Annotated in this window: 17 protein-coding genes; 9 read left to right on the top strand and 8 right to left on the bottom strand. The window is 47.6% G+C overall.

All coding sequences use genetic code 11. The features are described 5' to 3' along the window. A partial coding sequence (locus tag AC5JR3_RS01525) for an ATP-dependent metallopeptidase FtsH/Yme1/Tma family protein (RefSeq protein WP_495842337.1) occupies positions 1–566 on the bottom strand: 566 nt, incomplete at its 3' end. Between the two features lie 265 nt (positions 567–831). Here AC5JR3_RS01525 and AC5JR3_RS01520 point away from each other — a divergent pair. Next, positions 832–1,377 carry an NADPH-dependent FMN reductase gene (locus AC5JR3_RS01520; protein WP_495842335.1) on the top strand — a complete coding sequence of 182 codons (546 nt, stop codon included), beginning with the start codon at positions 832–834 and terminating at the stop codon, positions 1,375–1,377. Positions 1,378–1,445: 68 nt separating this feature from the next. On the opposite strand, the gene AC5JR3_RS01515 is transcribed toward AC5JR3_RS01520, so the two are convergent. After that, on the bottom strand, positions 1,446–2,630 hold the full coding sequence (locus tag AC5JR3_RS01515) for a ferrochelatase (RefSeq protein ID WP_495842333.1): 1,185 nt from the start codon (positions 2,628–2,630) through the stop codon (positions 1,446–1,448). A gap of 207 nt (positions 2,631–2,837) precedes the next feature. Further along, complete coding sequence (locus AC5JR3_RS01510; protein WP_495842331.1) at positions 2,838–5,873, bottom strand: diguanylate cyclase; 3,036 nt, start codon at positions 5,871–5,873, stop codon at positions 2,838–2,840. Positions 5,874–6,072: 199 nt separating this feature from the next. Here AC5JR3_RS01510 and AC5JR3_RS01505 point away from each other — a divergent pair, with 199 nt between their 5' ends. Next, positions 6,073–6,633, top strand: coding sequence for a hypothetical protein (locus AC5JR3_RS01505; protein ID WP_495842329.1), 561 nt, complete (start codon positions 6,073–6,075; stop codon positions 6,631–6,633). 23 nt (positions 6,634–6,656) lie between these two features. Here the strand turns inward: AC5JR3_RS01505 and AC5JR3_RS01500 are convergent, their stop codons facing one another. Further along, a complete protein-coding gene (locus AC5JR3_RS01500; protein WP_495842327.1) occupies positions 6,657–8,456 on the bottom strand; it encodes a putative bifunctional diguanylate cyclase/phosphodiesterase in 1,800 nt (599 codons plus the stop codon). A 493-nt stretch (positions 8,457–8,949) separates the two neighbouring features. Here AC5JR3_RS01500 and ilvB point away from each other — a divergent pair, with 493 nt between their 5' ends. Together ilvB and AC5JR3_RS01490 are read left to right on the top strand one after the other, a co-directional pair. Further along, positions 8,950–10,806, top strand: coding sequence for a biosynthetic-type acetolactate synthase large subunit (gene ilvB, locus AC5JR3_RS01495; protein WP_495842325.1), 1,857 nt, complete (start codon positions 8,950–8,952; stop codon positions 10,804–10,806). 456 nt (positions 10,807–11,262) lie between these two features. Further along, positions 11,263–12,057 (top strand): DUF4114 domain-containing protein, encoded by a 795-nt coding sequence (locus AC5JR3_RS01490; RefSeq protein ID WP_495842323.1) that lies wholly within the window; start codon positions 11,263–11,265, stop codon positions 12,055–12,057. A 464-nt stretch (positions 12,058–12,521) separates the two neighbouring features. Here the strand turns inward: AC5JR3_RS01490 and bicA are convergent, their stop codons facing one another. After that, positions 12,522–14,249, bottom strand: a complete 1,728-nt coding sequence (bicA, locus tag AC5JR3_RS01485) for a bicarbonate transporter BicA (protein ID WP_495842321.1) — start codon at positions 14,247–14,249, stop codon at positions 12,522–12,524. A 577-nt stretch (positions 14,250–14,826) separates the two neighbouring features. On the opposite strand from bicA, the gene AC5JR3_RS01480 reads away from it, so the two are divergent. After that, positions 14,827–15,039 (top strand): IS1096 element passenger TnpR family protein, encoded by a 213-nt coding sequence (locus AC5JR3_RS01480; protein ID WP_495842345.1) that lies wholly within the window; start codon positions 14,827–14,829, stop codon positions 15,037–15,039. Between the two features lie 463 nt (positions 15,040–15,502). Here the strand turns inward: AC5JR3_RS01480 and AC5JR3_RS01475 are convergent, their stop codons facing one another. Both AC5JR3_RS01475 and AC5JR3_RS01470 read right to left on the bottom strand, forming a co-directional pair. After that, positions 15,503–15,817 (bottom strand): P-II family nitrogen regulator, encoded by a 315-nt coding sequence (locus AC5JR3_RS01475; protein WP_495842319.1) that lies wholly within the window; start codon positions 15,815–15,817, stop codon positions 15,503–15,505. Positions 15,818–16,511: 694 nt separating this feature from the next. Then, entirely contained in the window at positions 16,512–16,694 is a 183-nt protein-coding gene (locus AC5JR3_RS01470) for a hypothetical protein (RefSeq protein ID WP_495842317.1), read from the bottom strand. A gap of 3 nt (positions 16,695–16,697) precedes the next feature. On the opposite strand from AC5JR3_RS01470, the gene AC5JR3_RS01465 reads away from it, so the two are divergent. Both AC5JR3_RS01465 and AC5JR3_RS01460 read left to right on the top strand, forming a co-directional pair. Next, a complete protein-coding gene (locus tag AC5JR3_RS01465) occupies positions 16,698–16,973 on the top strand; it encodes a hypothetical protein (protein ID WP_495842316.1) in 276 nt (91 codons plus the stop codon). A gap of 160 nt (positions 16,974–17,133) precedes the next feature. Then, positions 17,134–18,306 carry a sodium-dependent bicarbonate transport family permease gene (locus tag AC5JR3_RS01460; RefSeq protein ID WP_495842314.1) on the top strand — a complete coding sequence of 391 codons (1,173 nt, stop codon included), beginning with the start codon at positions 17,134–17,136 and terminating at the stop codon, positions 18,304–18,306. 703 nt (positions 18,307–19,009) lie between these two features. On the opposite strand, the gene AC5JR3_RS01455 is transcribed toward AC5JR3_RS01460, so the two are convergent. Then, the gene (locus AC5JR3_RS01455; RefSeq protein WP_495842312.1) at positions 19,010–20,245 is read right to left on the bottom strand and encodes a Vgb family protein; all 1,236 of its coding nucleotides are present in this window, start codon (positions 20,243–20,245) and stop codon (positions 19,010–19,012) included. A gap of 79 nt (positions 20,246–20,324) precedes the next feature. Between AC5JR3_RS01455 and AC5JR3_RS01450 the strand changes: the two genes are divergently transcribed. Next, positions 20,325–20,501 carry a hypothetical protein gene (locus AC5JR3_RS01450; protein ID WP_495842310.1) on the top strand — a complete coding sequence of 59 codons (177 nt, stop codon included), beginning with the start codon at positions 20,325–20,327 and terminating at the stop codon, positions 20,499–20,501. A gap of 11 nt (positions 20,502–20,512) precedes the next feature. Continuing rightward, complete coding sequence (gene hemC, locus AC5JR3_RS01445) at positions 20,513–21,532, top strand: hydroxymethylbilane synthase (RefSeq protein ID WP_495842309.1); 1,020 nt, start codon at positions 20,513–20,515, stop codon at positions 21,530–21,532. The last annotated feature ends 5 nt before the right edge of the window (positions 21,533–21,537 follow it).

Here is a 21,537-nt window from a genome sequence, read left to right as displayed (position 1 = left end):
TTGGCTTCCATCTGGAAGCGAGCGCGGGATTTACCAAAGTTCATCGCTTGACCTGAGGAATTACTGGAGCGGCGCAGGATCATCATTAATCCTGCCAGTAATAACAAGAGTAAAAATAAGTTTGCAACTAGCCCTAGAGCTGCCGTGTTATTAGCCGCCGCTTCCACACTCAATTCAATGTTGTTGGCGGTGAGCTTCTCAATTAGCTCTGGATTTTGCTCAAACAATTGCACTTCCTGAAGGGGAGCGTCTTCCGGTTGTCCTTCTAGCTGGACTTGTGCCACTCGGCTACCGGGGTCAATTTCAACTCTGGTGACTTCCCCAGCATCAACTTTCTGCAACAGTTCCCCGTAGGAAAGAGTTTCTTCCTCTGCCTGCGCCAGTGCTGGGCTTCCCATAACTACCCCTTGGAAAAGCACCAAACTGGCAGCAAGACGCCAAAGCGATCGCGTTGTGGTGGCGGACTTGCCTTTCTTCAATATCCCCTTAGCTTGTGCCTGCTGGTTAGTCGAATCGTTTTTCGACTTACACCCTGTCCGTACTGTCTTCCAGGAACTGTTCTTCATTGCTGATTGCCTTTGCCTCTGCCTTTGTTCAACTTTAGAGCGTCCCTGTTTTCGATTAGAAGGGCTTTGGCTAAAAGTTAAACGTCTTTATTGTCTAGTTTAACTATCTCTAATTCTTGGTGTATCTGCCAGGAGAAAAGCAAGGGCATCTAATTGTAGAGAAATTGCAATTCGTTATATATAATGTACTCATAACGAGTCCGCTTTAAATTTAACAAAGTACTCAAATCTTGCAATTGTCTTTTATTACCCTTAACTAAAGAACATGGTAAAAATTGTTGGCATTGGTGGCAGTTTACGCCCAAACTCCTCTAGCTATAAAGCCCTAAACTTGGCAATTCAACGCGTTGAGGCATTAGGAGCTGACGTAGAAATACTTGATTTACGGCAAATGAAACTGCCGTTTTGTGATGGCGGTGATGAGTATCCCGATTACCCGGATGTCGCTCGCTTGCAGGATACCGTTAAAAAGGCTGATGGATTGATTTTGTCAACACCGGAATACCACGGTGGCGTTAGTGGCGTTTTGAAGAATGCTCTGGATTTGATGGGTTTTGAGCATCTTTCAGGCAAAGTTACGGGATTGATTAGTGTCTTAGGGGGTCAGTCCAACAGCAACGCCCTCAACGACATGCGCCTGATTGTGCGCTGGGTACATGGTTGGGTGATTCCAGAGCAAGTGGCGATCGCTCAATCCTGGAAAGCTTTTGATGAAGAGGGCAAACTGCTGGATGAAAAACTCTCTCAACGCTTTGACCAGCTTGCTCAAAGCTTAGTAGATAATACCCAAAAGCTTCGAGATGCCGCTTAAAAATTGAGGTTCTGGTAAGTCTATCTCAAAAAGTAAAGGCACGGACTGTGCCCGTGCCCCTATCGTACTTAGTGATGATGGTGTGAATGCTCACCGTGGCTATGCTCGCCATGATCATGACCGTGTGAATGGTCGTGATGATGTTGGGCTTGTACTGCGGCTAACTCAGGGTTAACTGCCAGTGCTTGCTCTGAAAAGAGGTCTTCAATTTGAGGATTTGCCCACTCTGCAGCCATCTGCAAAAACTCTGGGTTGTCGTTGACGCACTCCATTTGAACGTAAGTCACTTCCGGGTGCCGACGCCGCAAGTCATGGATAATATGGTCAACGTCCAGGATTGTTTCGTGGTTTTCCGTCGCGAAGCCGATGGGCATAAATACAATCGCCGTCACCCCCAGTTCAATCAAGTTTTTGGCAGCTAAGTCCGCATTAGGTTGCGTCCACTTAATTAGGGGGGTTTGGTGATTGAGCCAACCTACAGAAATCATGGGATACTTGTTAATCAGCTTGTCGCGGACTTTGTCGTAAAGTGCCTGACTTTCAGTGATGCCACTTGTGAATCCTTTTGCCTCATGAGGGCAACCATGATTCATCAAGACAATGCCAGTTTGGGAAGGTAGGTGAGCAACGGCAAGGTCACGAGCGATCTTTTCTTCTACCATCCGTGCCATTAAGTTGATGTAGGCAGGTTCGTTGTAGAAGGAGGGGATGTAGCGCAGCCCTTTTACCCAGTGTTCTTTCCCGTCAGCCATCTGAGCGAAAGCTTTGTTTACTTGTTCGACGGCGATGCCACTGGTGAAGATGGAATCAACGACTAAGAGGGGATAGATGAGTAGTTTGTCAAAGCCCTGGGCTTTAATTTCTGCGATAACTTGCTCAGGAAGGAAGGGAGCGCAGAAGTTGAAGGCTTTGAAAACTTTAACGCGATCGCCCCATTTTTCTTGTAGGTTCTTCTCAATACCTTCTCGTTGCTGCTCAAAAATCTTGTTGTGAGGAGAAATGAAATTCCCGTGCTGATGACCCCACTCATGAAAGTCAAACATCGCTAAGAGTTTGGCTAGGGGGGGATAAACCCAGGTGGGAACGGGGGCAAACTTTGCTGTCAGTAAATTTAAAGCTTGTTCGTTATAGTTGGCGAAGTCTTCATAACTTTCTACTTCACCGTAGCCCATGAGCAAAACAGCAACGCGATCGCTGCTGTCAGATGCAGGGGTGGGGGTGGATTGGTGGGTTTTTTCCGGGGTAGCTACCACGTTCTTTTCCTCTGAGTGCTTTCATTGTAGGGGTGCCTCAGAATTGTTTTAGATGCACCTCTCTACTATGCTTCAAGGGTAACATCCCCTATGGGGGGATGAGGAAATGAGGAGCAGGGGGGCAGGGGAGCAGGGGAGAACCTCTTACCCTTCATACTTCATACTTCATACTTCATACTTCATACTTCATACTTTATCCTTCACCCTTCACAGTTCATACTTCATCCCCAACTCAGGACTCTCTTCGTAAGTATGCACAATAGTGCGATCGCGTCCTTGCGCCTTTGCTTGATAGAGCGCCGCATCCGCTGCTTGAATCACAGCTTTACCCGTTAATCCGTGATTAGGAAAACCCGCCACTCCCAGAGAAACCGTAATGCCGCCCAAGGGTTGACGGCGATGTTGCACACTCAGGTGCTTGACGCCTTCGCGGATTTGTTCGGCTCGCTGTCGGGTTACCTCTAAAGACACTTCCGGCAAAATCAGCGTCAACTCTTCCCCACCATAGCGACAGGCAATATCAGACTCCCGGATTTGCTTGCTTAAAAACAGTCCTAACTCCCGCAGCACCGAATCCCCTGCCTCGTGCCCAAAGGTGTCATTGAAGCTCTTAAAATGATCGACATCAAGCATAATGATGCCCAAAGATTGTTGATTGCGGGCGGCTCGGTGAACCTCCCGGATTAAAGACTCTTCAAGATAACGCCGATTAAATAGACCCGTGAGGGGGTCGCGAATACTTTGTTTGTGTAATTTTTCCCGCAGGATTAAATTAGCCAGTGCCATAGCAATGTGTTCGGCAACCGTAACTGCCAATCGTTGTTTAGTAATATTCAGTTGTCCTGATTCTGTAGCATTCAAATACAATAAGCCCAAGGTTTCTCCTTGAGCCATCATTGGCACGCATAGGGACTCCTTAAAGGTAGGCGAATTGTGGAAATGGTGGCAGCGTATACCTGTACAAGTAGATTCGATAAAGTGATAACGACCGCGCCTTAGTGCCCAGCATTCGTCTGGTGCGAACATCTGTTGGCTGGATAATTCACTGCCCCAAGTTGCCACGGCTTCGACTAACTGTCTAGAAGCGCTGATGATCAAAACGCTACCGGAAGCATGAGGAAATAGAGGTTGTATTAGGGAGGCGATCGCGCCGTAGGCTTCTGTCAGCGTTCTACATGCTTGCAAGACATCGCTCATCTCACTAAGCAACGTAATCTCGCGGCTAGACTGTTCTAGCTCCCCTACCCAATTCTTCAATTGCTGATTTGCTGCTTGTAGTGCTTCCTCTGCCTGCTTACGCGTTGTAATATCTTGAGCTGTACCCAAAATTTGCTGGGGATTGCCATCGGCATCCCTAGTAAAAACAATATCCCGGCTGATCAGCCAGCGCCACTGCCCATCAGCATGTTTCATCCGGTACTCCGTCTCAATGACATCGCTCCCCTTGGCTGCAATAAAGCGATTCATACGTTCCGGAAGTTGCACAAAATCGTCTGGGTGCATGAGGGAAGGAAAAAACTGACTTCCCATTTCTTGAATTTCTTGAGAGGTGTATCCCAAAACGGCGCTGACTTGGCGATTGCTATAGATATTAGATTGGATCGAGAGGTCATAGATGTACAGAACATTGGGAGATGCCTCAGCGATCTGTTCGATCAAACGCTGCTTTTCTAGCAGTGCTTCCTCTGCTCGCTTGCGTTCGGTGATGTCAATGCCGTTGCTAATGACAAACTCCACTGCACCTTCTGCATGGCGAAGGACGGTATCTGACCAAGCAATTAAGCGGCGATCGCCACTTCGCGTGAGCCAATAATTCTCATAGTGATGGGAAGATTCACCGGAACACAGCTTTTGGACATTGCTCTTGGCTAACTCCTGTTCTTCTGGAAGTAAAAACAGATCCCAAAACAGCTTGCCTCGCACTTCAAAAAATGAGTAACCTGTTGTTTGTTCGCAAGCCTGATTAAAGCGGACGATCCGCCCTTGAGTATCACACACAACAACCAACGCGCTGACGTTATCGAGGACGGTGCTAATAAAGTCGTGCTCTTGTTCGAGTTCCCTTTCAACGTACTTCCGTTTGCTAATCTCACGCCGAATCCAGTGGTAAACCAATGCCAGAATCAAACCATTGAGGAAGATACCGATGGTAAAGCTCAATATCGTGTTGCGGGTGCTGGTTTGGGATGAGAGCGATCGCCTGCGTAATACCTGGGTTTCTTGATTCTGTATTTCCCGGACAAGGATACGCATCTCATCCATCAATTCTTTTCCCTGTCCCTTCAGCAACAACTGCTGTGCCGCTGCAAATCCCTGATTCCGGCGTAAGTCAATAATCTGTTGACTGAAGACAAGCTTTTGATCAACGAGCTGCTCTAGCGTATCTAGCTGCTGTTGCCGCTGGGGTTGAGCGACGGTGATCTGCCGGAGCGTTTCTATTTTCCGCCCGATGATATTCTCCGCTGACTGATAGGGTTCTAGATAAAGCTCTTGTCCAGTAATTACATAGCCGCGATGTCCGGTTTCCACATCTTTCATTTGGGAAAGCACTTCATCTACTAGTGCCAATACCTGCCGCGAGGAAGTAACTTGCCGAGAATTTTCTACTAGTTGCATCAAGTTGGTGTAAGAAAAAATCCCCACCGCCACCAAAGTTGTTGAGGCAAGTCCAAAGCTGATGCTAATCCGTTTAAAGAAACGCTCCCGTTCTTGGGAGAGTTCTCGACGCCGGGCAACTTGGGATTCCAACTCCGTTAGACTCCGACGCAGTTCGATCTGCCGAACAACTTGGCGAGCTAGGGTTTTTAGTACATTTAGCTGTTGTGGAGTTAACTCACGGGCAACATAGTCAATAACACAGAGAGTTCCCAGCGCCTGTCTGTCTACGGTAATCAGCGGTACACCCGCATAAAAGCGAATATGAGGAAAGCCTGTGACGAGGGGATTATTGACAAAGCGTTTATCCGCTAAAGTATCTGGAACCACTAAAGCTTCTGGTTGAAGAATTGCATGGGCGCAAAACGCATCTTTGCGAGGCGTTGCAGTTACTTCCAACCCCACTTTCGACTTAAACCACTGGCGATCGCTATCAATGAAGCTAATTAAGGCAATCGGAGTGCCACAAAGGTAGGCAGCTAAGTTAGTGATTTCATCAAAAGGCTTTTCAGCTGGCGTATCGAGAATTTTACACTGGCGCAAAACTCCGAGCCTTGCGACTTCATTTTTTGGTAGCGGTGCTTGCATAAGTCACTTTTGCTCTAATAACTCTTCAGTTGCTGCATTGAGCCAGTTATTATTAATAGTCATCATTAATGATATATTTATTCCTAAAAAGAATCTAAAAAATTGATAAATGTTCAACTATAGAAGTTGTATATGCGATTAATAAAGTAGCAGAGCAATGTTGATAAAAGTAATAATCAAAACGGATTAAACAAAGGTAATGACTATTATTATTTGTCCTGGAATTCACGATTTGAAACTGACTCAAGACTTTTTGGACAGCCTGAAAGCACAATTATCTAATAAATTTAACGGAAGTCATAACGCAAATATACTGATTTTTCCAGTTGAAAATTACCCTGCTTATTCAGCTTCCCATATTTTGCAGTTTCTACAGTCGCATTCTGTTACCTCTCCTCTAATCTTTATCAGCTTTAGTGCTGGAGTGGTGGGCGCAATGGGGGCAGCTTGGCTGTGGCAATTGGCGGGAGGGAAGGTTAAGGCTTTTCTGGCTTTAGATGGTTGGGGTGTTGTCTTAGGAGGCAATTTCCCGATCCATCGCTTGAGTCATGATTACTTTACGCACTGGAGTTCCGCCCTATTGGGTACGGGGGACGATAGTTTCTACGCTGATCCGCCTGTGGAACATTTAGAGTTGTGGCGATCGCCTAATACTTGTTCTGGCTGGTGGATCGATCCTCAAAGTGAAACCCGCACCCCGACAACCGCCGCTCAGTTTATCAATGGGCAGCTACAGCGTTATTTGAAGTATGAAGGGTAAAGGATGAACTAAAGCGCCATTAGCTAAGAACAACTCAAAACTTTCTTCCCAGTTCCTAATCCCTTTTTGGAAGGTTTGGGTTGAAGGGCAAGATCGGTGGCGATTAATTTTTTTGCATCTGTGCTATCTACGGGCTGCGAAAACCAGTAGCCTTGTCCGTGTTCGCAGTGTAGGGCTTGCAGTTGGGCAAGTTGTGCCTTGGTTTCTACTCCTTCGGCAACGACATCCATTCCCAGGCTATGCGCCAGGGTAATGATCGCCTGCACAATTGCCAATTTCTCAGCACTTAGCGTCCTCACAAAGGACTGATCAATCTTCAAGGTGCTGAGGGGAAATATTTGTAAATAACTCAAAGAGGAGTAGCCTGTACCAAAGTCATCTAGAGAAAGCTGAATATTGCGGTTACGTAACTGATTCATGACGGATTTGATCGTATCCGTATTTCTAATCAGCAAGCTTTCGGTAATTTCTAACTTCAAACTCTTAGGGGATAACCCAGTTTCCTGCAACACTCGGTCGATCTGCTCAACTATATCTGTTTGTAGAAATTGCTTACCAGAGAAATTGACACTCATGGTTAACGGTTGCAACGTGGGTGACTCTTGCTGCCACGCTTGCAACTGACGGCAGGCTTCACGCAGAACCCAGGCTCCTAACGGCACAATTAACCCCGTTTCTTCTGCTAAGAGAATAAACTCTTTAGGAAATAGCAAGCCGCGAGTAGGATGTTGCCAGCGTACCAAGGCTTCAAACCCCGAAATTTTCCCCGTGGCTATGGAGTAAATGGGCTGGTAATGGAGGCGAAGTTCTTGACGCTCGATTGCCTGCCGCAAATCAGTCTGCAATTCCCAGGAAGCGATCGCCGAAGCCCGCATACTGGAGTCAAACACCTCATAGCGAGATGAACCTAACGCTTTTGCCCGGTACAAGGCGAGATTGGCATCCCGCAGGTAGTCTACTGCTCGGTAGTGGCTAACAGAAAACGTCTTGCCATCATCGGAACTCCCCTTTTTCGCCTCCTCGGCTGCTTTGCTCCCCAAGGCAATCCCAATGCTTGCTGTGACAAAGATTTCATTTCCATTGAGATGAAATGGTAATACTAACGTTTGCAGAATCGCTGTTGCTACTTTTGTCGCATCGTTGATGCTGGGCAGTTTTTCCAGGAGAATTGCAAACTCATCTCCCCCAACTCGTGCCAATGTCACAGGAGATGGCGCGATCGCCTGTTGAGTAAAGTGGTGGCGAAGTCGCTCTGCGATCGCTACTAAAAGTTGATCTCCAATCTCGTGTCCCAGGCTATCGTTGATAAATTTGAAGCGGTCTAAATCAACAAACAACACAGCAAACGGGACAACAGGAGACGATTTTGGTGTCGCTTGCAGTCTCTGGTTCAATCGCTCAATGAACCCTTGACGATTGAGTAAGCCAGTTAGCGGATCGTAGCAAGAAGGATGATTCTCCAACAAGGCTGTTGATTTAGCCTCTCTAAGGGCTTTGGTTTTTGCATCTTCTCGCATCCTGCCAAGGGGACACTGCCAAAAATCATGGTTCTGTGACAACTGGGAACGCTCTGGCTGGGGAACCGAAGCAAGGGGAGCAAAGGCTTTTGATAGGACGGGATTGGGAATCCCAGCCGTAGGCAGAGAAGCATCCCGCATCAAAACCTGCAATAAGTTAGTTAGCCATGCTTCAGACTTCCAGAATGTCCAGGCTTGAATCAGGTAACTCGTAATATCAATATAAGTCGTAGTGACGGTAGGGAATAGAAGCAAGAGCCAAGGCGAAGAAGCGACGCGGTGGTGATGTGCTAAATATGCAAACACCCCTAACGTTGAGTAACAGGCTAAGAAAACTAGCAAGTTCGACCTCGTAAATGCAACAGGAAGGACAGCTTACTTAATCAGCCATCGGTGGATACGAGTAAAAAACCTGTAATAAGATTCTTTAAGCATTGAGTCATAATACCAACTTTATGCTTATCCTATTGTGTTCTCCATCACTCCCGTATATTTTTGACCCTTAGCCCTATTCCTCAAGCTCAAGCCTGTGAGTTACTTTGTCTCAAAATTCACTCGACAGGAATTTATCTAATCATTAGACTGGAATATTAGCCACAATTAATACAGGCATTTAAGCTGTAGTGCATCTAAAAGGCATAACTCAACTAATTGGAGAGGGTTATAAACTTGAGGAGAGAGTCAGGGATACCTTACGGCTCTTAACTTTAAATAGCCAGAGCTTGCAAGATTATTTGTGCAATAGCTGATTAGATACAAAATCTAAACTAAAAAATTAGTCACTGTGTGAGGTTACCTCGTGCGTTCCCAAAGTATTTCCGAAAGCAAAGTTCTTCCAACAACGATCGACCGCCGAACTGGGGCATTTGCCTTGCTTGACAGTCTCAATCGCCACGGCGTTGAGCACATTTTTGGCTATCCTGGCGGTGCAATTCTACCAATTTATGACGAGCTATACCATTGGGAAGCGTCGGGAAAGATCAAGCACATCTTAGCAAGACACGAACAAGGAGCCGCCCACGCTGCCGATGGATATGCCCGTGCTACGGGTAAAGTGGGGGTTTGTTTTGGTACCTCTGGCCCCGGCGCAACAAACTTGGTGACAGGGATTGCCACGGCACATATGGATTCGATTCCGATGGTGGTGATCACAGGTCAGGTACCACGGGCAGCAATTGGTAGCGATGCCTTCCAAGAAACAGATATCTATGGCATTACCCTGCCGATTGTGAAGCATTCCTACGTGGTGCGCGACCCCAGAGATATGGCACGGATTGTGGCAGAAGCCTTCCATATTGCCAGCACTGGACGCCCCAGCCCGGTTTTAATTGATATTCCTAAAGATGTTGGTTTAGAAGAGTTTGACTACGTTCCGGTTGAACCGGGTAGCGTTAAGTTGCCGGGATATCGCCCTACTGTTAAGGGCAACCCGCGCCAAATCAACCAGGCGTTGAATTTGATTCGCACAGCAGAGCGACCTTTACTGTACATCGGTGGGGGAGCGATCGCGTCCAATGCCCATGCTGAGGTGCGGCAACTAGCGGAACTGTTCCAAATCCCCGTCACAACAACCTTGATGGGCAAGGGTTCCTTTGATGAGAAACATCCGCTTGCTGTGGGAATGTTGGGAATGCACGGCACCGCCTACGCCAACTTTGCGGTTAGCGAATGCGACCTGCTGATTGCTGTCGGCTCACGCTTTGATGACCGGGTGACCGGGAAATTGGATGAATTTGCCTCCCGCGCTCAAGTGATTCACATCGACATTGACCCGGCTGAGGTGGGCAAAAACCGCGCTCCGCAAGTGCCGATTGTGGGGGATGTGCGTCAGGTATTAATTGACTTACTGCAACGGGGTCAAGAATTAGACGTGGCGATTGACGCCAATCAGACAAAAGAATGGCGATCGCGCGTTAACCGTTGGCGTCAGGACTATCCTTTGATGGTGCCGCAGTATTCCGATAGTATTTCTCCCCAGGAAGCGATCTCCGAGTTGGCTAATCAGGCACCCAATGCCTACTACACTACCGATGTCGGTCAGCATCAAATGTGGTCGGCACAATTCCTTAAAAATGGCCCCCGTCGCTGGATTTCCAGTGCTGGATTAGGCACGATGGGCTTTGGTTTACCAGCAGCGATGGGCGCGAAGATGGCACACCCTGACGAGGAAGTCATTTGCATCGCGGGAGATGCCAGCATTCAAATGAACATTCAGGAATTGGGAACCCTGACACAGTACGGCATCAATGTGAAGACTGTGATTATTAATAACGGCTGGCAGGGAATGGTGCGTCAGTGGCAGCAGGCGTTCCACGGCGAGCGTTATTCTTCCTCCAATATGGAAGTAGGGATGCCAGACTTTGTGAAGTTAGCAGAAGCCTATGGGGTTAAAGGCATAATCGTACGCGATCGCAGCGAACTCACTGACGCGATCGCCGAAATGCTTGCCCACAACGGCCCCGTGCTGATGAATATTCACGTCACTAAAAACGAAAACTGTTACCCCATGGTCGCTCCAGGCAAGAGCAATGCCCAGATGTTTGGTTTGCCCGAACGCAGCCACATCGAAGCCACTGAGCTAGTTTATTGCAGCAACTGCGACGCCAAAAACCCTGCCACGAATAACTTCTGCCCAGAATGCGGCACAAAGATGTAAGTTGCCATTGCCCTGCTGCAACTAAATAACCGCAAAACTTAAGTAAAACTCCCTACCTAACGGTAGGGTTTTTTTTGCCTACTTAAGCCCAAAAACACCATATTTATCAAAGGCATCGACCGCAACAGTGCAAATACCTAGGTAACCTACTTTAACCTCTTTTTCTTAATGCCAATCTTAGTTTTTTACTCAGTAAAAATGCGATTGAATTACATTGTCTTAAATTATACGTTTACGTACGTAAGCAATAGTTCTAATTGGTTTTTAACTAAAACTAAGTTTCAGTAAAGAATCCCAGAAACTATGGACATGCATAGGTTAAAGGAAATATAAAAAATATAGATTACGAAGCAAAGCAGCTCAAGTAAATAAACAAACCTTGATGTTCTTAATGCTTTATTGCGTAAATATCTAACGAACAAATACAAGAACTACTAACTCAAATAGAGAGTAAAAATGAGAACTAAACTATTTACTAGCTTGCTTGCTGCCGCCACTACTTTGACGGGTGTCCTCTCTGCCAATACCGCTTTTGCATTTACCTGGAATAATTCGTGGACACAGCCAACTGTCTACAGTAAGTCTCAAACTGGCTTTGACGATACTTTCTTCCAGCAGTTTGTTCAAAAAGAAAAAATGGAATTAGCGAATGCTGGACAATTTCTTTTAGACCCTGAGAATTTGAAACTGAAGTATAGCTACAATGTGAGCGTCTTCTTCATCAATGAAGGGGCGGCTAATAGAAATCAGTTGGCTTACGAAGCAACAGGTCAAACCACAAGTTCCGGGTTGATTTTTAAGGACATTTCATCGCCAGAGTCTCTTTTGCCTAACCCTGGCGGACCGCTGAAGAAAGGGGATAGTGTCAATCTAGGAAAAATTACCGCTGGTACCCAACTCGATTTCTTTCTCAGATCAGACGGCTTCAGCCTTGGAAATAAGGCAAATATCTTTGGTACTCAAACCAGTTCTAACCCCGATAGCTTACAGCACGTTGTTGCTTACGCCATCCAGAACAGTCGCTATCTGTTACTAGGGTTCGAGGACTTGTATGGTTCTTACAGAGCAATAGGCGGCAAAAATCAGTACTCAGACCGCGACTTTAACGATGCCGTCTTTGCTGTCGATATTGGTGAAAAGAACGTCAAGCACCTCACCGCCGTACCTGAGCCTTCCACAACGGCTGCACTAGCTGGTCTCGCTGCTGTCAGTGTGGCTGGTCTTCGCCGCCGTAACCGCAAACAGGGTTAGCTTCCAGTGAAGTCGAGGGATGATGAGAGCGTTGCCACAAATCCCTCATTTAACTCAGGCTTCGGGAGTTTGATGGTTAAAGAAAATGCTCTCTTGTCTTCACACAAGAGAGCATCCATATCATTCATTTGGGTAGCATGAGGAGCAATTTTATCAATTGCTTACTATTGAGGTTAAACAACCGATATGACAATACTGTGGCAATCAGATAACAAGTATGCGATCGCTGAGCATTTCCTCTATCCCTTCAACCACAGTTTAAGCAAAAAAAAATGCCCTCTCGCTATGTCTATCGAGAGAGCATCGTTTGTATAGTCTGAGGAGAACGACAGTGAAATTCACGCCGAATTACGGAAAGTTTACTGAACGCATGTGACGTGAGTTTGACAATCAGATGACAATCTTGTCGTAACAAAGGGCTTAACCCCCTTAGCCTTCCTACTTAGCTAGATGTTTCAGCATCTCTAAATTCCGAATGCAGGGTCATCCAGTCCTACAGTCCCATTTGAGAAATTACTAGAGCCTTGGACTCCATTGGTGTTAACTAAGGCAACGGCTTGCTGGAGTGCCTCCAAACGACTCGTTACCAGGTGCTGCGGGGGTAACAAGTCCAAAATCCCAAAGCGTTGCAGTCTCCGCTTAATTTGACCCGTAGCCCCGATGATGAACACGTGGCGACCTTTATCACAAGCCTCTTGAATCGCATTCTCGATCGCCAAAGAAGAAGTCACGCCCAACAGTGGCACATCGCTTAAGTCTAAAACTAAAACATCATGGTCTTCCATCGCGGCGTGCTGACGAGAGATCGCTTTAGAAACCCCAAAGATCATCGGCCCGCTTAGGTAGAACAACAGAATGCGACCATTGGCTTGATCGAGCAACCGTTTCTCTTCGTTGCTCAAGAGAATTTCATCATCAGCATCGGTAATCGTATCGTTGATTGCCTTCACATCCTTACCGTGGAGGTTAGAGAGGCGTTCAATTGTCAACATATTGGCAACGAAAACCCCAACCCCAACGGCAACAATTAGGTCAACGAATACGGTGAGTCCGATCACCCCGTACATGATTAAGGCAGCCTTAGGGGACAACTGATGAGCACGTTTTAGGAAACTCCAGTCGATAATATCAATCCCCACCTTGAGCGCTATACCTGCCAAAACCGCCATCGGAATTACTTCAGTCAGGCTTCCCGCCCACAAGACAACGATAAGCAAAACGAAGGCACGAGTTAAACCAGACAGGGCTGTGCGTCCCCCTGCTTGGATATTCACCACCGTTCCCATCGTCGCCCCCGCACCAGCTATCCCGCCAAATAATCCAGAAGCCAGGTTGCCGAGACCTTGACCAATCAGTTCTTTATCGGAGTCGTGCTGGGTGCGAGTCAAGCTATCAGCAATCACTGCGGTGAGTAGAGCATCAATGCAGCCCAGCATTCCCAGAACCAAGGCATCAATTAGCATCGTCTGAAACTGGCTGGCACTAAAGACAGGCATCTGCAAGGATGGCAGACCTGAGGGAATTTCACCAATTCGTCGGATATCAAGACCTGGGAAGAGGAAGAGCGAAATTAGTGTTCCTACAACTAGAGCCACCAACTGCGGGGGAATAACCCGCCTGAATTTCGATGGCATGAACCAAATAATAGCTACTGTCAAAACACCTAAGGCGGTTTCGACGGGACTAATATTGCTCAAAAGCTGGGGCAAGTTTTGAATTGTCCCAATTACCCCACCCTTAGGAGTAGCCTGTCCGAGGAAAGGGCCAAGCTGCAAGATGATTAGAATTATGCCAATCCCCGACATGAAGCCGGAAATTACCGTGTAGGGCATGAGGGTAATGTATCTACCCAGGCGCAATGCACCAAAAATGATCTGGAGTACCCCTGCCATCATGACCACGGTAAATGCCATTGCTAAACCGTTTTCTGGGTTAGCAGCCGTGAGGCTAGCAATGACCGCCGTCATCACCACGGTCATCGGGCCAGTGGGTTCGGAAATTAATGTCGGAGTGCCGCCGAAAAGCGCCGCAAAAAAGCCGACCAAAACAGCACCATAAAGACCAGCCGCAGCTCCAGCACCGGAGGCGACACCAAATGCTAATGCCATCGGCAGGGCAATAACTGCGGCAGTTATCCCACCAAAGATATCGCCGCGTAAGTTTCTGAAATGGATACGATTTGTGAGTTGCATAACAAGGCAATGAAGGAAGAGTTAAGTGTTTAGCTACAAAAATTAGCTCAAAATATTTCTCTCTAATTTTTGTAGCTAAAAAATTCTCTCAATCTTGGCTGAAAATTGAGTCATTGCAGCCTTTCCTCAAAAGCGGAATAGATTGAGTAGAGACATCACAATCATGGAAAATTTTTATAAAATCTCCTGACGTGGCTTGAGTTTAATGTCAGCCTGTCAGTTCAGAAAAATTATATCTCTGGCTTATTGATTTTATAAGACTAAGAAAAACTATGAAGATAGATGAATTTTTACAACGACTAAAATAAACTTCATTTATAGTCTGAAAAAAATCATCATTATCCTCATAGGTTTAGCAAAGAAGCATGAAGTTTCATTAGAAAAGATTATAATCCGAATATTCTCCGATAATGAATCAATAGTTTTGATGCTCTTCATAGAGCTTTATTGATGATTACGGGAGAGGCAGCTAAGAGCGTGAGGGTTTTTGCAAAGGGCGATCGCGCTTTTAGCTGTCAAGCTCTCCAGATTTGGATTCAGGGAAAAAGAGCAGTTCTTATAGGAATATGACTTCAGTATTCATCCGGCAGCGGGTGCGTGGCGTTATCAACTCCGAGTAGAAGCCATCGTATCACCCAAGTCATCGTCCTGTTATCCGGTCTGCATTGGTGGTAAAGGCATTTGTCCAAAAGAAAACTGCGGCGGACAAGAGGGGCTTTATGCAGGCAAGGCAAGAATATCCAGTTTGGGATATGTTAGAACGTTTTGCCGCAATGCTAAAGGATGTTGATATAAATCTTGCCTTCGGAAAAGCTTACTTGGTTCCGTTGCCTCACCTGTGCTGGTAACAAGTATTTTCAAAGAAAGCCGCTCCGAATTCTTCTGTTTGTGAGGAGGTGGGCGTTTATTTATTTGCAACATTACCGAAAATGGCTGTTGTGCCAAAGCCCAAGGTATATCTCAACGATAGATGTTGTGGAGCCTAGGTTGACGACAGTTTGCTGAAAAGGGTCTAACTCGGCAATGTTTCAACAAGAAGGGACTGAGTATAAATATTTAGGCAATTTGGCTGGCTTGATGTCCATCTCTCCCCAAAAAAATCGCTCTCACAGGAAAAAGCTTATGCCCTGAAGCACTACCAGCAGGACTGAGACGCTCGGATTGAGTTCTCAAAGGTGGTGACGTTCTCCTGTGAGACCATTGACCGTGGACGACAGAGTTTTAGTTTTCTGCACCACTAAGGGGTTTTGAGTTCAGAACGTGTGCGCGTGTAGTACCTCCGCGTCACAGAGATAGGCAATGCCCGAATAATCGTCGAAAAACTTCGCTGCGACCTCATCCGAAATCTTCAGGGCAATATCCCGCTTAGAGGTGAGCACCTCGATCTTTATATTCGAGTAGGTGTCGGAAACGCTGGGTTGTCCCGATGAGCGCGTGTTGCGACTGCCTTTACCGCCAGCCTCCATCACCGTATAACCGGTAGCCCCAGCTTCGTCGATGATCTTGGCGATCTGTTTCAGCAGCAACTTTTCCGTGACTATGATGAGCTTACTGGCTTTCTGGGTCATGTGGGTTACCTCTTGATGCGTTCTGTTGTGACAATTCAAGGCAAGATTCTATGGTTTTGCCTTGAACCATATCTTTAAGTTTATGCCTTTAAGTTTATGCCAAAGATCGGCGAATCTACTACCCTCTGTTGAGAAAGATTGACTCAGATTAGCGGAAGCATTTTATAAAAAACACTTATCTTTTTGGCGCTATGACCACCATTCAACATCAGCTTGCAGGGGGCACTAGGACGAGGGTTCTGCCGTTTGCAGTACCGTCCACTGGTAGAGTAATCAAACTTCAATTTACCATCCAACACAATTTGGGAAGTGCAGTCATAGAAAGCCTTTCTTAATAACAACAGCGTATAGAGGAAATTCTATGATTACTATTTACGTTGACCAGGGATATACGGGTTTTCTGAAAATACAAGGAAAGCTTATGATTTGAATTTGATATTATTTAGCAGATCCATATAAATTGATCGCAAATTTGTGCGGATTTAAGGATAGACTTAAACACATAGAAATTCGGGTCTTAATAGATCTTGATATATAGGAGTTGCTGCGGGACAGCGACACCTTCCAGCCCCGTTCAGAGAGCGACCACCTCTGAACACCCTGTCGATGTGTATTCGCGTAACACCTGTGCTGAAGGGATGAAGCGCTTCATCCATACTTTCTTCAAGTTTTTAAAGATCACTTATCACAATAATCACTCCTCGTTAGAGGAGGCGGAGGAGGTATTCATGGCAAATTTCTCTCGCATGACTCGTCGGAACTTTCTGTACACCGCAGGGGCTTCCGTAGCCGGATCTATCTTCCAGTCTGCATCTGGTTTGCGGCTTTGGGGGTGAGTACGATGGCGTTTAACCTGAATTGTTTTACCTTTAATCACTTGGTGATAGATTCTTCAGGTCGTCCGGTGTTGACCTATGCCGACATCATCAACCGGGCTAATCTGGGCGCTCAGTCGATGCATTCCCCGAATATGCACCATTGTCCGTTGCTGCTAATGATGAATGAGCGCTCCCCACCTGAGTGGTTACCCGAAAACGCTTTCCCAGATGCATCGCTCGGATTTTACGAACCAATTACTGGTGAACTATGGCCGCAACAAGCCATTGCCAATGAATCACCACTGATTAGCGCGATCATTTGCGATCGCCGGAGCTAAACCTTATCTTCCAGCACACGACGCACCGGGATGCAGATGCATTCTTAGTGGCAGGTTGACTCGCTGCTCACCCGGATGCGTGGAGCCAGCCACCCAGGATTTGAGGCTACGCTTGCCTGCCGTCCTGACCCCTAAAATCTGATTAAAGAGGAATTACAACGTGGATTTCTTTTCCGACTTCTTGACGAAATTCGGGGCGCAGTTGCAGTCCCCAACGCTCGGCTTTCTGATCGGTGGTATAGTCATTGCCGCCCTCGGTAGCAAGCTGCAAATTCCAGATGCGATCTATAAGTTCATCGTCTTCATGCTGCTCATCAAAGTCGGCCTGTTGGGCGGCATTGCGATCCGCAATTCCAATCTGACGGAGATGCTGTTGCCTGCGCTGTTCGCCGTGGTAATGGGGATCCTTATTGTGTTCATCGCAAGCTACACGTTAGCCAAGCTGCCGGGCATTAGAACAGTGGATGCCCTTGCGACCGGGGGCTTGTTCGGTGCAGTGAGTGGCTCTACCCTCGCCGCCGGCATAACGGTACTGGACTCGCAAGGCATCGCATACGAACCTTGGGCCGGCGCACTCTATCCCTTCATGGACATCCCCGCGCTCGTGACTGCGATCGTCTTGGCCAGCATTTATACCAGCAAGCAAAAGTCTCTCGGCAAGGAGGAGTCTCTCAGCAAGGAGGAGTCTCTCAGCAAGGAGGAGTCTCTCAGCAAGCAGTCGGTTGCCGCAGGCGAGTATCCCACCAAGCAAAAGTATCCCACCAGCAGGCAGGAGTATCTCAGCCGGCAGCGCATTACCGCAAGCGGGTATCCCGACCAGCAGCGCGAGCGGGTCAAAATATGGCCCATCGTGAAGGAAAGCCTCGAGGGCTCTGCCCTATCGGCACTGCTGCTCGGCCTCGCTCTAGGCATCCTAACCCGGCCGGAAAGTGTCGTTGAAAGCTTCTACGAACCCCTCTTCCGCGGTCTGCTTTCGATACTGATGCTGGTAATGGGTATGGAGGCTTGGTCAAGGATTAACGAGCTGCGCAAGGTAGCTCAGTGGTACGCCGTATATGCCTTCGTGGGTCCGCTGCTGCATGGGTTTATCGCCTTCGGTCTCGGCATGATTGCCCACTACGCCACGGGGTTCAGTCCTGGCGGCGTCGCGCTCCTGGCCGTCATTGCCGCCTCCAGTTCAGACATCTCAGGGCCGCCCACTTTACGAGCCGGTATCCCGTCGGCCAATCCCTCCGCCTACATAGGCGCGTCCACAGCCATCGGCACGCCGGTTGCGATCGCCTTGGGAATACCGCTCTTCGTCGGCATCGCCCAGGCGCTGATGGGCGGCTGATCCCAGACGGGTTGCGGTCTGCCGATGAGCCCCTGGCCCGGCAGACCAACTCGGCGGCTATGTCAAGGTCTGCGTCGTCGATCTTCAACAGCCGCGCGACCCATAGGTCTGGGCCAATGAACTTCTCCTGATCCTCTAATTAGCTTGGGAACTGCTCCTCTTGATGACCCCTCATTCCGCGCTGCTGTCTTTGAACAATTGGGTATAGAGCGTTTAGAAGGTGCGGTTACTAGGAGAGCGATTTTTTTCGGGAGAGATGGACAGAAAGCGAGCCAAATTGCCTAAATATTTATACTCATTCCCTTCTTGTTGAAACATTGCCGAGTCAGACCCTTTTCAGCAAACTGTCCTCAACCTAGGCTCCACAACATCTATCGTTGAGATATACCTTGGGCTTTGGCACAACAGCTATTTTCGGCAATGTTGCAAACAAATGATAAATGACAGGGAAAGAAGAATCAGACCTTGAGCCATCTTACCGTATCGCCTGCTCTATCTCCCCCGAAAAAAATCGCTCTCATATTGAATCAATAGTTTTGATGCTCTTCATAGAGTTTTATTGATGATTACGGGAGAGGCAGCTAAGAGCGTGAGGGTTTTTGCAAAGGGCGATCAGTGCAAACACCGCCTAGGCATGTAGGTAGAGACAGTGCCACACTTAATTAGGATTGGCGATCGCACGCAGTACTCTTACTCTTCAGCCTTAGTTACGTTGACGCTTCCAACGTGAAGCCATAAAGAAAGTGCCGAAGGTTAGCAACCCCACTGTCGCCGTTGGTTCAGGGACAGAGGCAAGGGGTTGGGAGGTAAACGTGATGCCGACAGGACGCAGCAATTGAGGGGTAGTAGCCACAAAGACAGCACCCTCATTACCTGGAGCAGGCAAAGCCTCTCTCGTCACACCGTCATAACGCAAAATTGCCCCAAAATTATTGTTCGTCAAGTCAAAGCCGACAGTATAAAGAGTGTTGTCAAGTCCGAAGGTTAAATTACCAATGAAATTGTTACTGGGAACTGTACCTGTGTAGTTGGCAGACAAAGAATCAATCAATGTTCCTGTCGCTAAGTTGTAGCGTTGGATATCGTTAGCGAAGTCACTAACAAACAAATCACCATTGGCTCCCAAAGCCAGCCCCAGGAAACTGACAAAGCCAAAACTGTCTGGTGAGGGAGTTGGCTGATCGACAAATACCGTCGAGGTTCGCGTTGTCATATCAAAACGCAGCACTTGACTGGGCAAACCCCTGCTAAAGTCAGGCTCACCATTCACCGCCACACTCCCTTGAGTGGTGACGTAGAGGCTACCATCAGCACCAAATAACAAATCATTCGGCCCATTTAAGCTACCGGGTTGCCCATTACCAGAGGCGAACACGTCGATGAATGCGCCTGTTTTCCCGTCGTAGCGTAGGATCTGGTCGCTGAGAAAACTACTGACGTAGAGATTGCCATCGGCTCCAAATGCTGCCCCGTAGGGACGAAATAAGCCGTTACCAGAGGCAAACACGTCGATGAATGCGCCTGTTTTCCCGTCGTAGCGCAGGACAGCGGAAGTCTCAGGAGTGTTGCCACTGGTGACGTACAAGTTACCATCAGGGCCAAAGTTTAAGTCATCGGGAGAGAGTAACCCACCGCTACCTGAAGGAATAAACTCGCCCAAAAAGTCTCCCGTGCGATCGTCAAAGAGTACAACGTTATCACCTCTTGTATTGCCTACCAACAGGGCAGCAGTTGCCGAGGAAGAACCTAAACTAAGAGTCGCGACGGTGCCGAGAACAACGGAAGCTAGAAGATTAGGAAAGGTTTTCCCGATTAAATACCTGCATTCTTGATCTGGTGATGAGGGGAAAGGGAGAAAAGATAGGTTCATGGCGTCAAATAGCAGGGGAGATAGGGGGATACGAGGCAGACTAGGGAGGAAACACAAGAACTGCCTCATTGTAAGTAAACTTGCGGCAAAACTTTAGGTTTTGATTAACACAAAGCATTCGGCATTAACCAATCGATTCTGCGGCAGAATGCCAGATAAACAAGTAAAAACTGAATTTCTATTAATATTTACGGCGAAGAAAATCTCACCCGCTTGCGATCGCCAACGTGAAACCGAGAAGAACTATTGCAATCCGTTGCGTCGGGCTATGGGAGTCACTGACTGCGATAGTCTAGATAAAGCCACTTTAATCCGCTCTTTTTAAGCTGCTGTGATATGTCCCCTAACGCTTCATCAACGGTTTCTAGCCCTCCTCGCACAATCCGTATTGGTTCCCGCAAAAGCCAGCTCGCTCTAGTGCAGACTTATTGGGTACAGGAACAACTGCAAAAACACTTTCCCGATCGGGAGTTTGAAGTCCACACCATGAGTACGCAAGGCGACAAGATTCTCGATGTCGCTTTATCTAAAATTGGTGATAAAGGACTGTTTACAAAGGAACTAGAACTGAGCATGATCAATCAACAGATTGATTTGGCGGTTCATTCCTTGAAGGATTTACCGACTAACTTACCCGAAGGGTTAGTACTGGGAATCGTTACCGAGCGGGAAAATCCCGCTGACGCCCTTGTTGTGCATGAACAGCACAAAGATAAGCAACTTGAGACGCTGCCAGAAGGGGCAATTGTGGGGACTTCTTCCCTGCGCCGCTTGGCTCAACTCCGGCACCATTTCCCTCACCTAACCTTTAAAGATATTCGGGGCAACCTAAACACCCGTTTGAAAAAACTGGATGATGGGGAGTACGATGCGATTATTCTGGCAGTTGCCGGATTGGAGCGTCTGGGAATGGGCGATCGCGTCCATCAAGTTATCCCCCCTGAAGTCTCTCTCCATGCTGTCGGACAAGGGGCACTAGGGATTGAATGCCGTGCTGGGGATACAGAAGTTTTAGAACTGCTCAAAGCAATCGAACACCTTCCCACTGCCCAAAGATGCAATGCTGAACGGGCATTTTTGCGCCAGCTAGAAGGTGGTTGCCAGGTGCCAATTGGCGTTAACACCACAATTGAAGGCGATACACTCACCTTAACCGGTATCGTTATCAGTGTGGATGGCAAGAGATCTGTCAAAGATAGCATCAGGGGTTCTGCCAGCGATGCAGAACAAATCGGCAAGGAACTTGCCCTACGGATGCGGCAACAGGGAGCGCAAGAGATTCTCGAAGAAATCTTTGCTCAAATTGAGCGCGGTGAAGACTTTGCCGAGAAAGTCTCAAGAATCCCTAACTCCTAGTTTCT

It is taken from the genome of Kastovskya adunca (genome assembly GCF_059505785.1).
Note: the sequence above shows the minus strand (reverse complement) of the source record. Positions and strands in the feature narration are given on the sequence as shown.

Bases quoted from the DNA above. Each gene is read 5' to 3' on its own strand.
- AC5JR3_RS01510 (WP_495842331.1), bottom strand. From the start codon at position 5,873: ATGCAAGCACCGCTACCAAAAAATGAAGTCGCAAGGCTCGGAGTTTTG.
- AC5JR3_RS01505 (WP_495842329.1), top strand. From the start codon at position 6,073: ATGACTATTATTATTTGTCCTGGAATTCACGATTTGAAACTGACTCAA.
- AC5JR3_RS01450 (WP_495842310.1), top strand. From the start codon at position 20,325: ATGCCAGATAAACAAGTAAAAACTGAATTTCTATTAATATTTACGGCG.
- AC5JR3_RS01455 (WP_495842312.1), bottom strand. From the start codon at position 20,245: ATGAGGCAGTTCTTGTGTTTCCTCCCTAGTCTGCCTCGTATCCCCCTA.
- AC5JR3_RS01490 (WP_495842323.1), top strand. From the start codon at position 11,263: ATGAGAACTAAACTATTTACTAGCTTGCTTGCTGCCGCCACTACTTTG.
- bicA (WP_495842321.1), bottom strand. From the start codon at position 14,249: ATGCAACTCACAAATCGTATCCATTTCAGAAACTTACGCGGCGATATC.
- hemC (WP_495842309.1), top strand. From the start codon at position 20,513: ATGTCCCCTAACGCTTCATCAACGGTTTCTAGCCCTCCTCGCACAATC.
- AC5JR3_RS01520 (WP_495842335.1), top strand. From the start codon at position 832: ATGGTAAAAATTGTTGGCATTGGTGGCAGTTTACGCCCAAACTCCTCT.
- AC5JR3_RS01475 (WP_495842319.1), bottom strand. From the start codon at position 15,817: ATGACCCAGAAAGCCAGTAAGCTCATCATAGTCACGGAAAAGTTGCTG.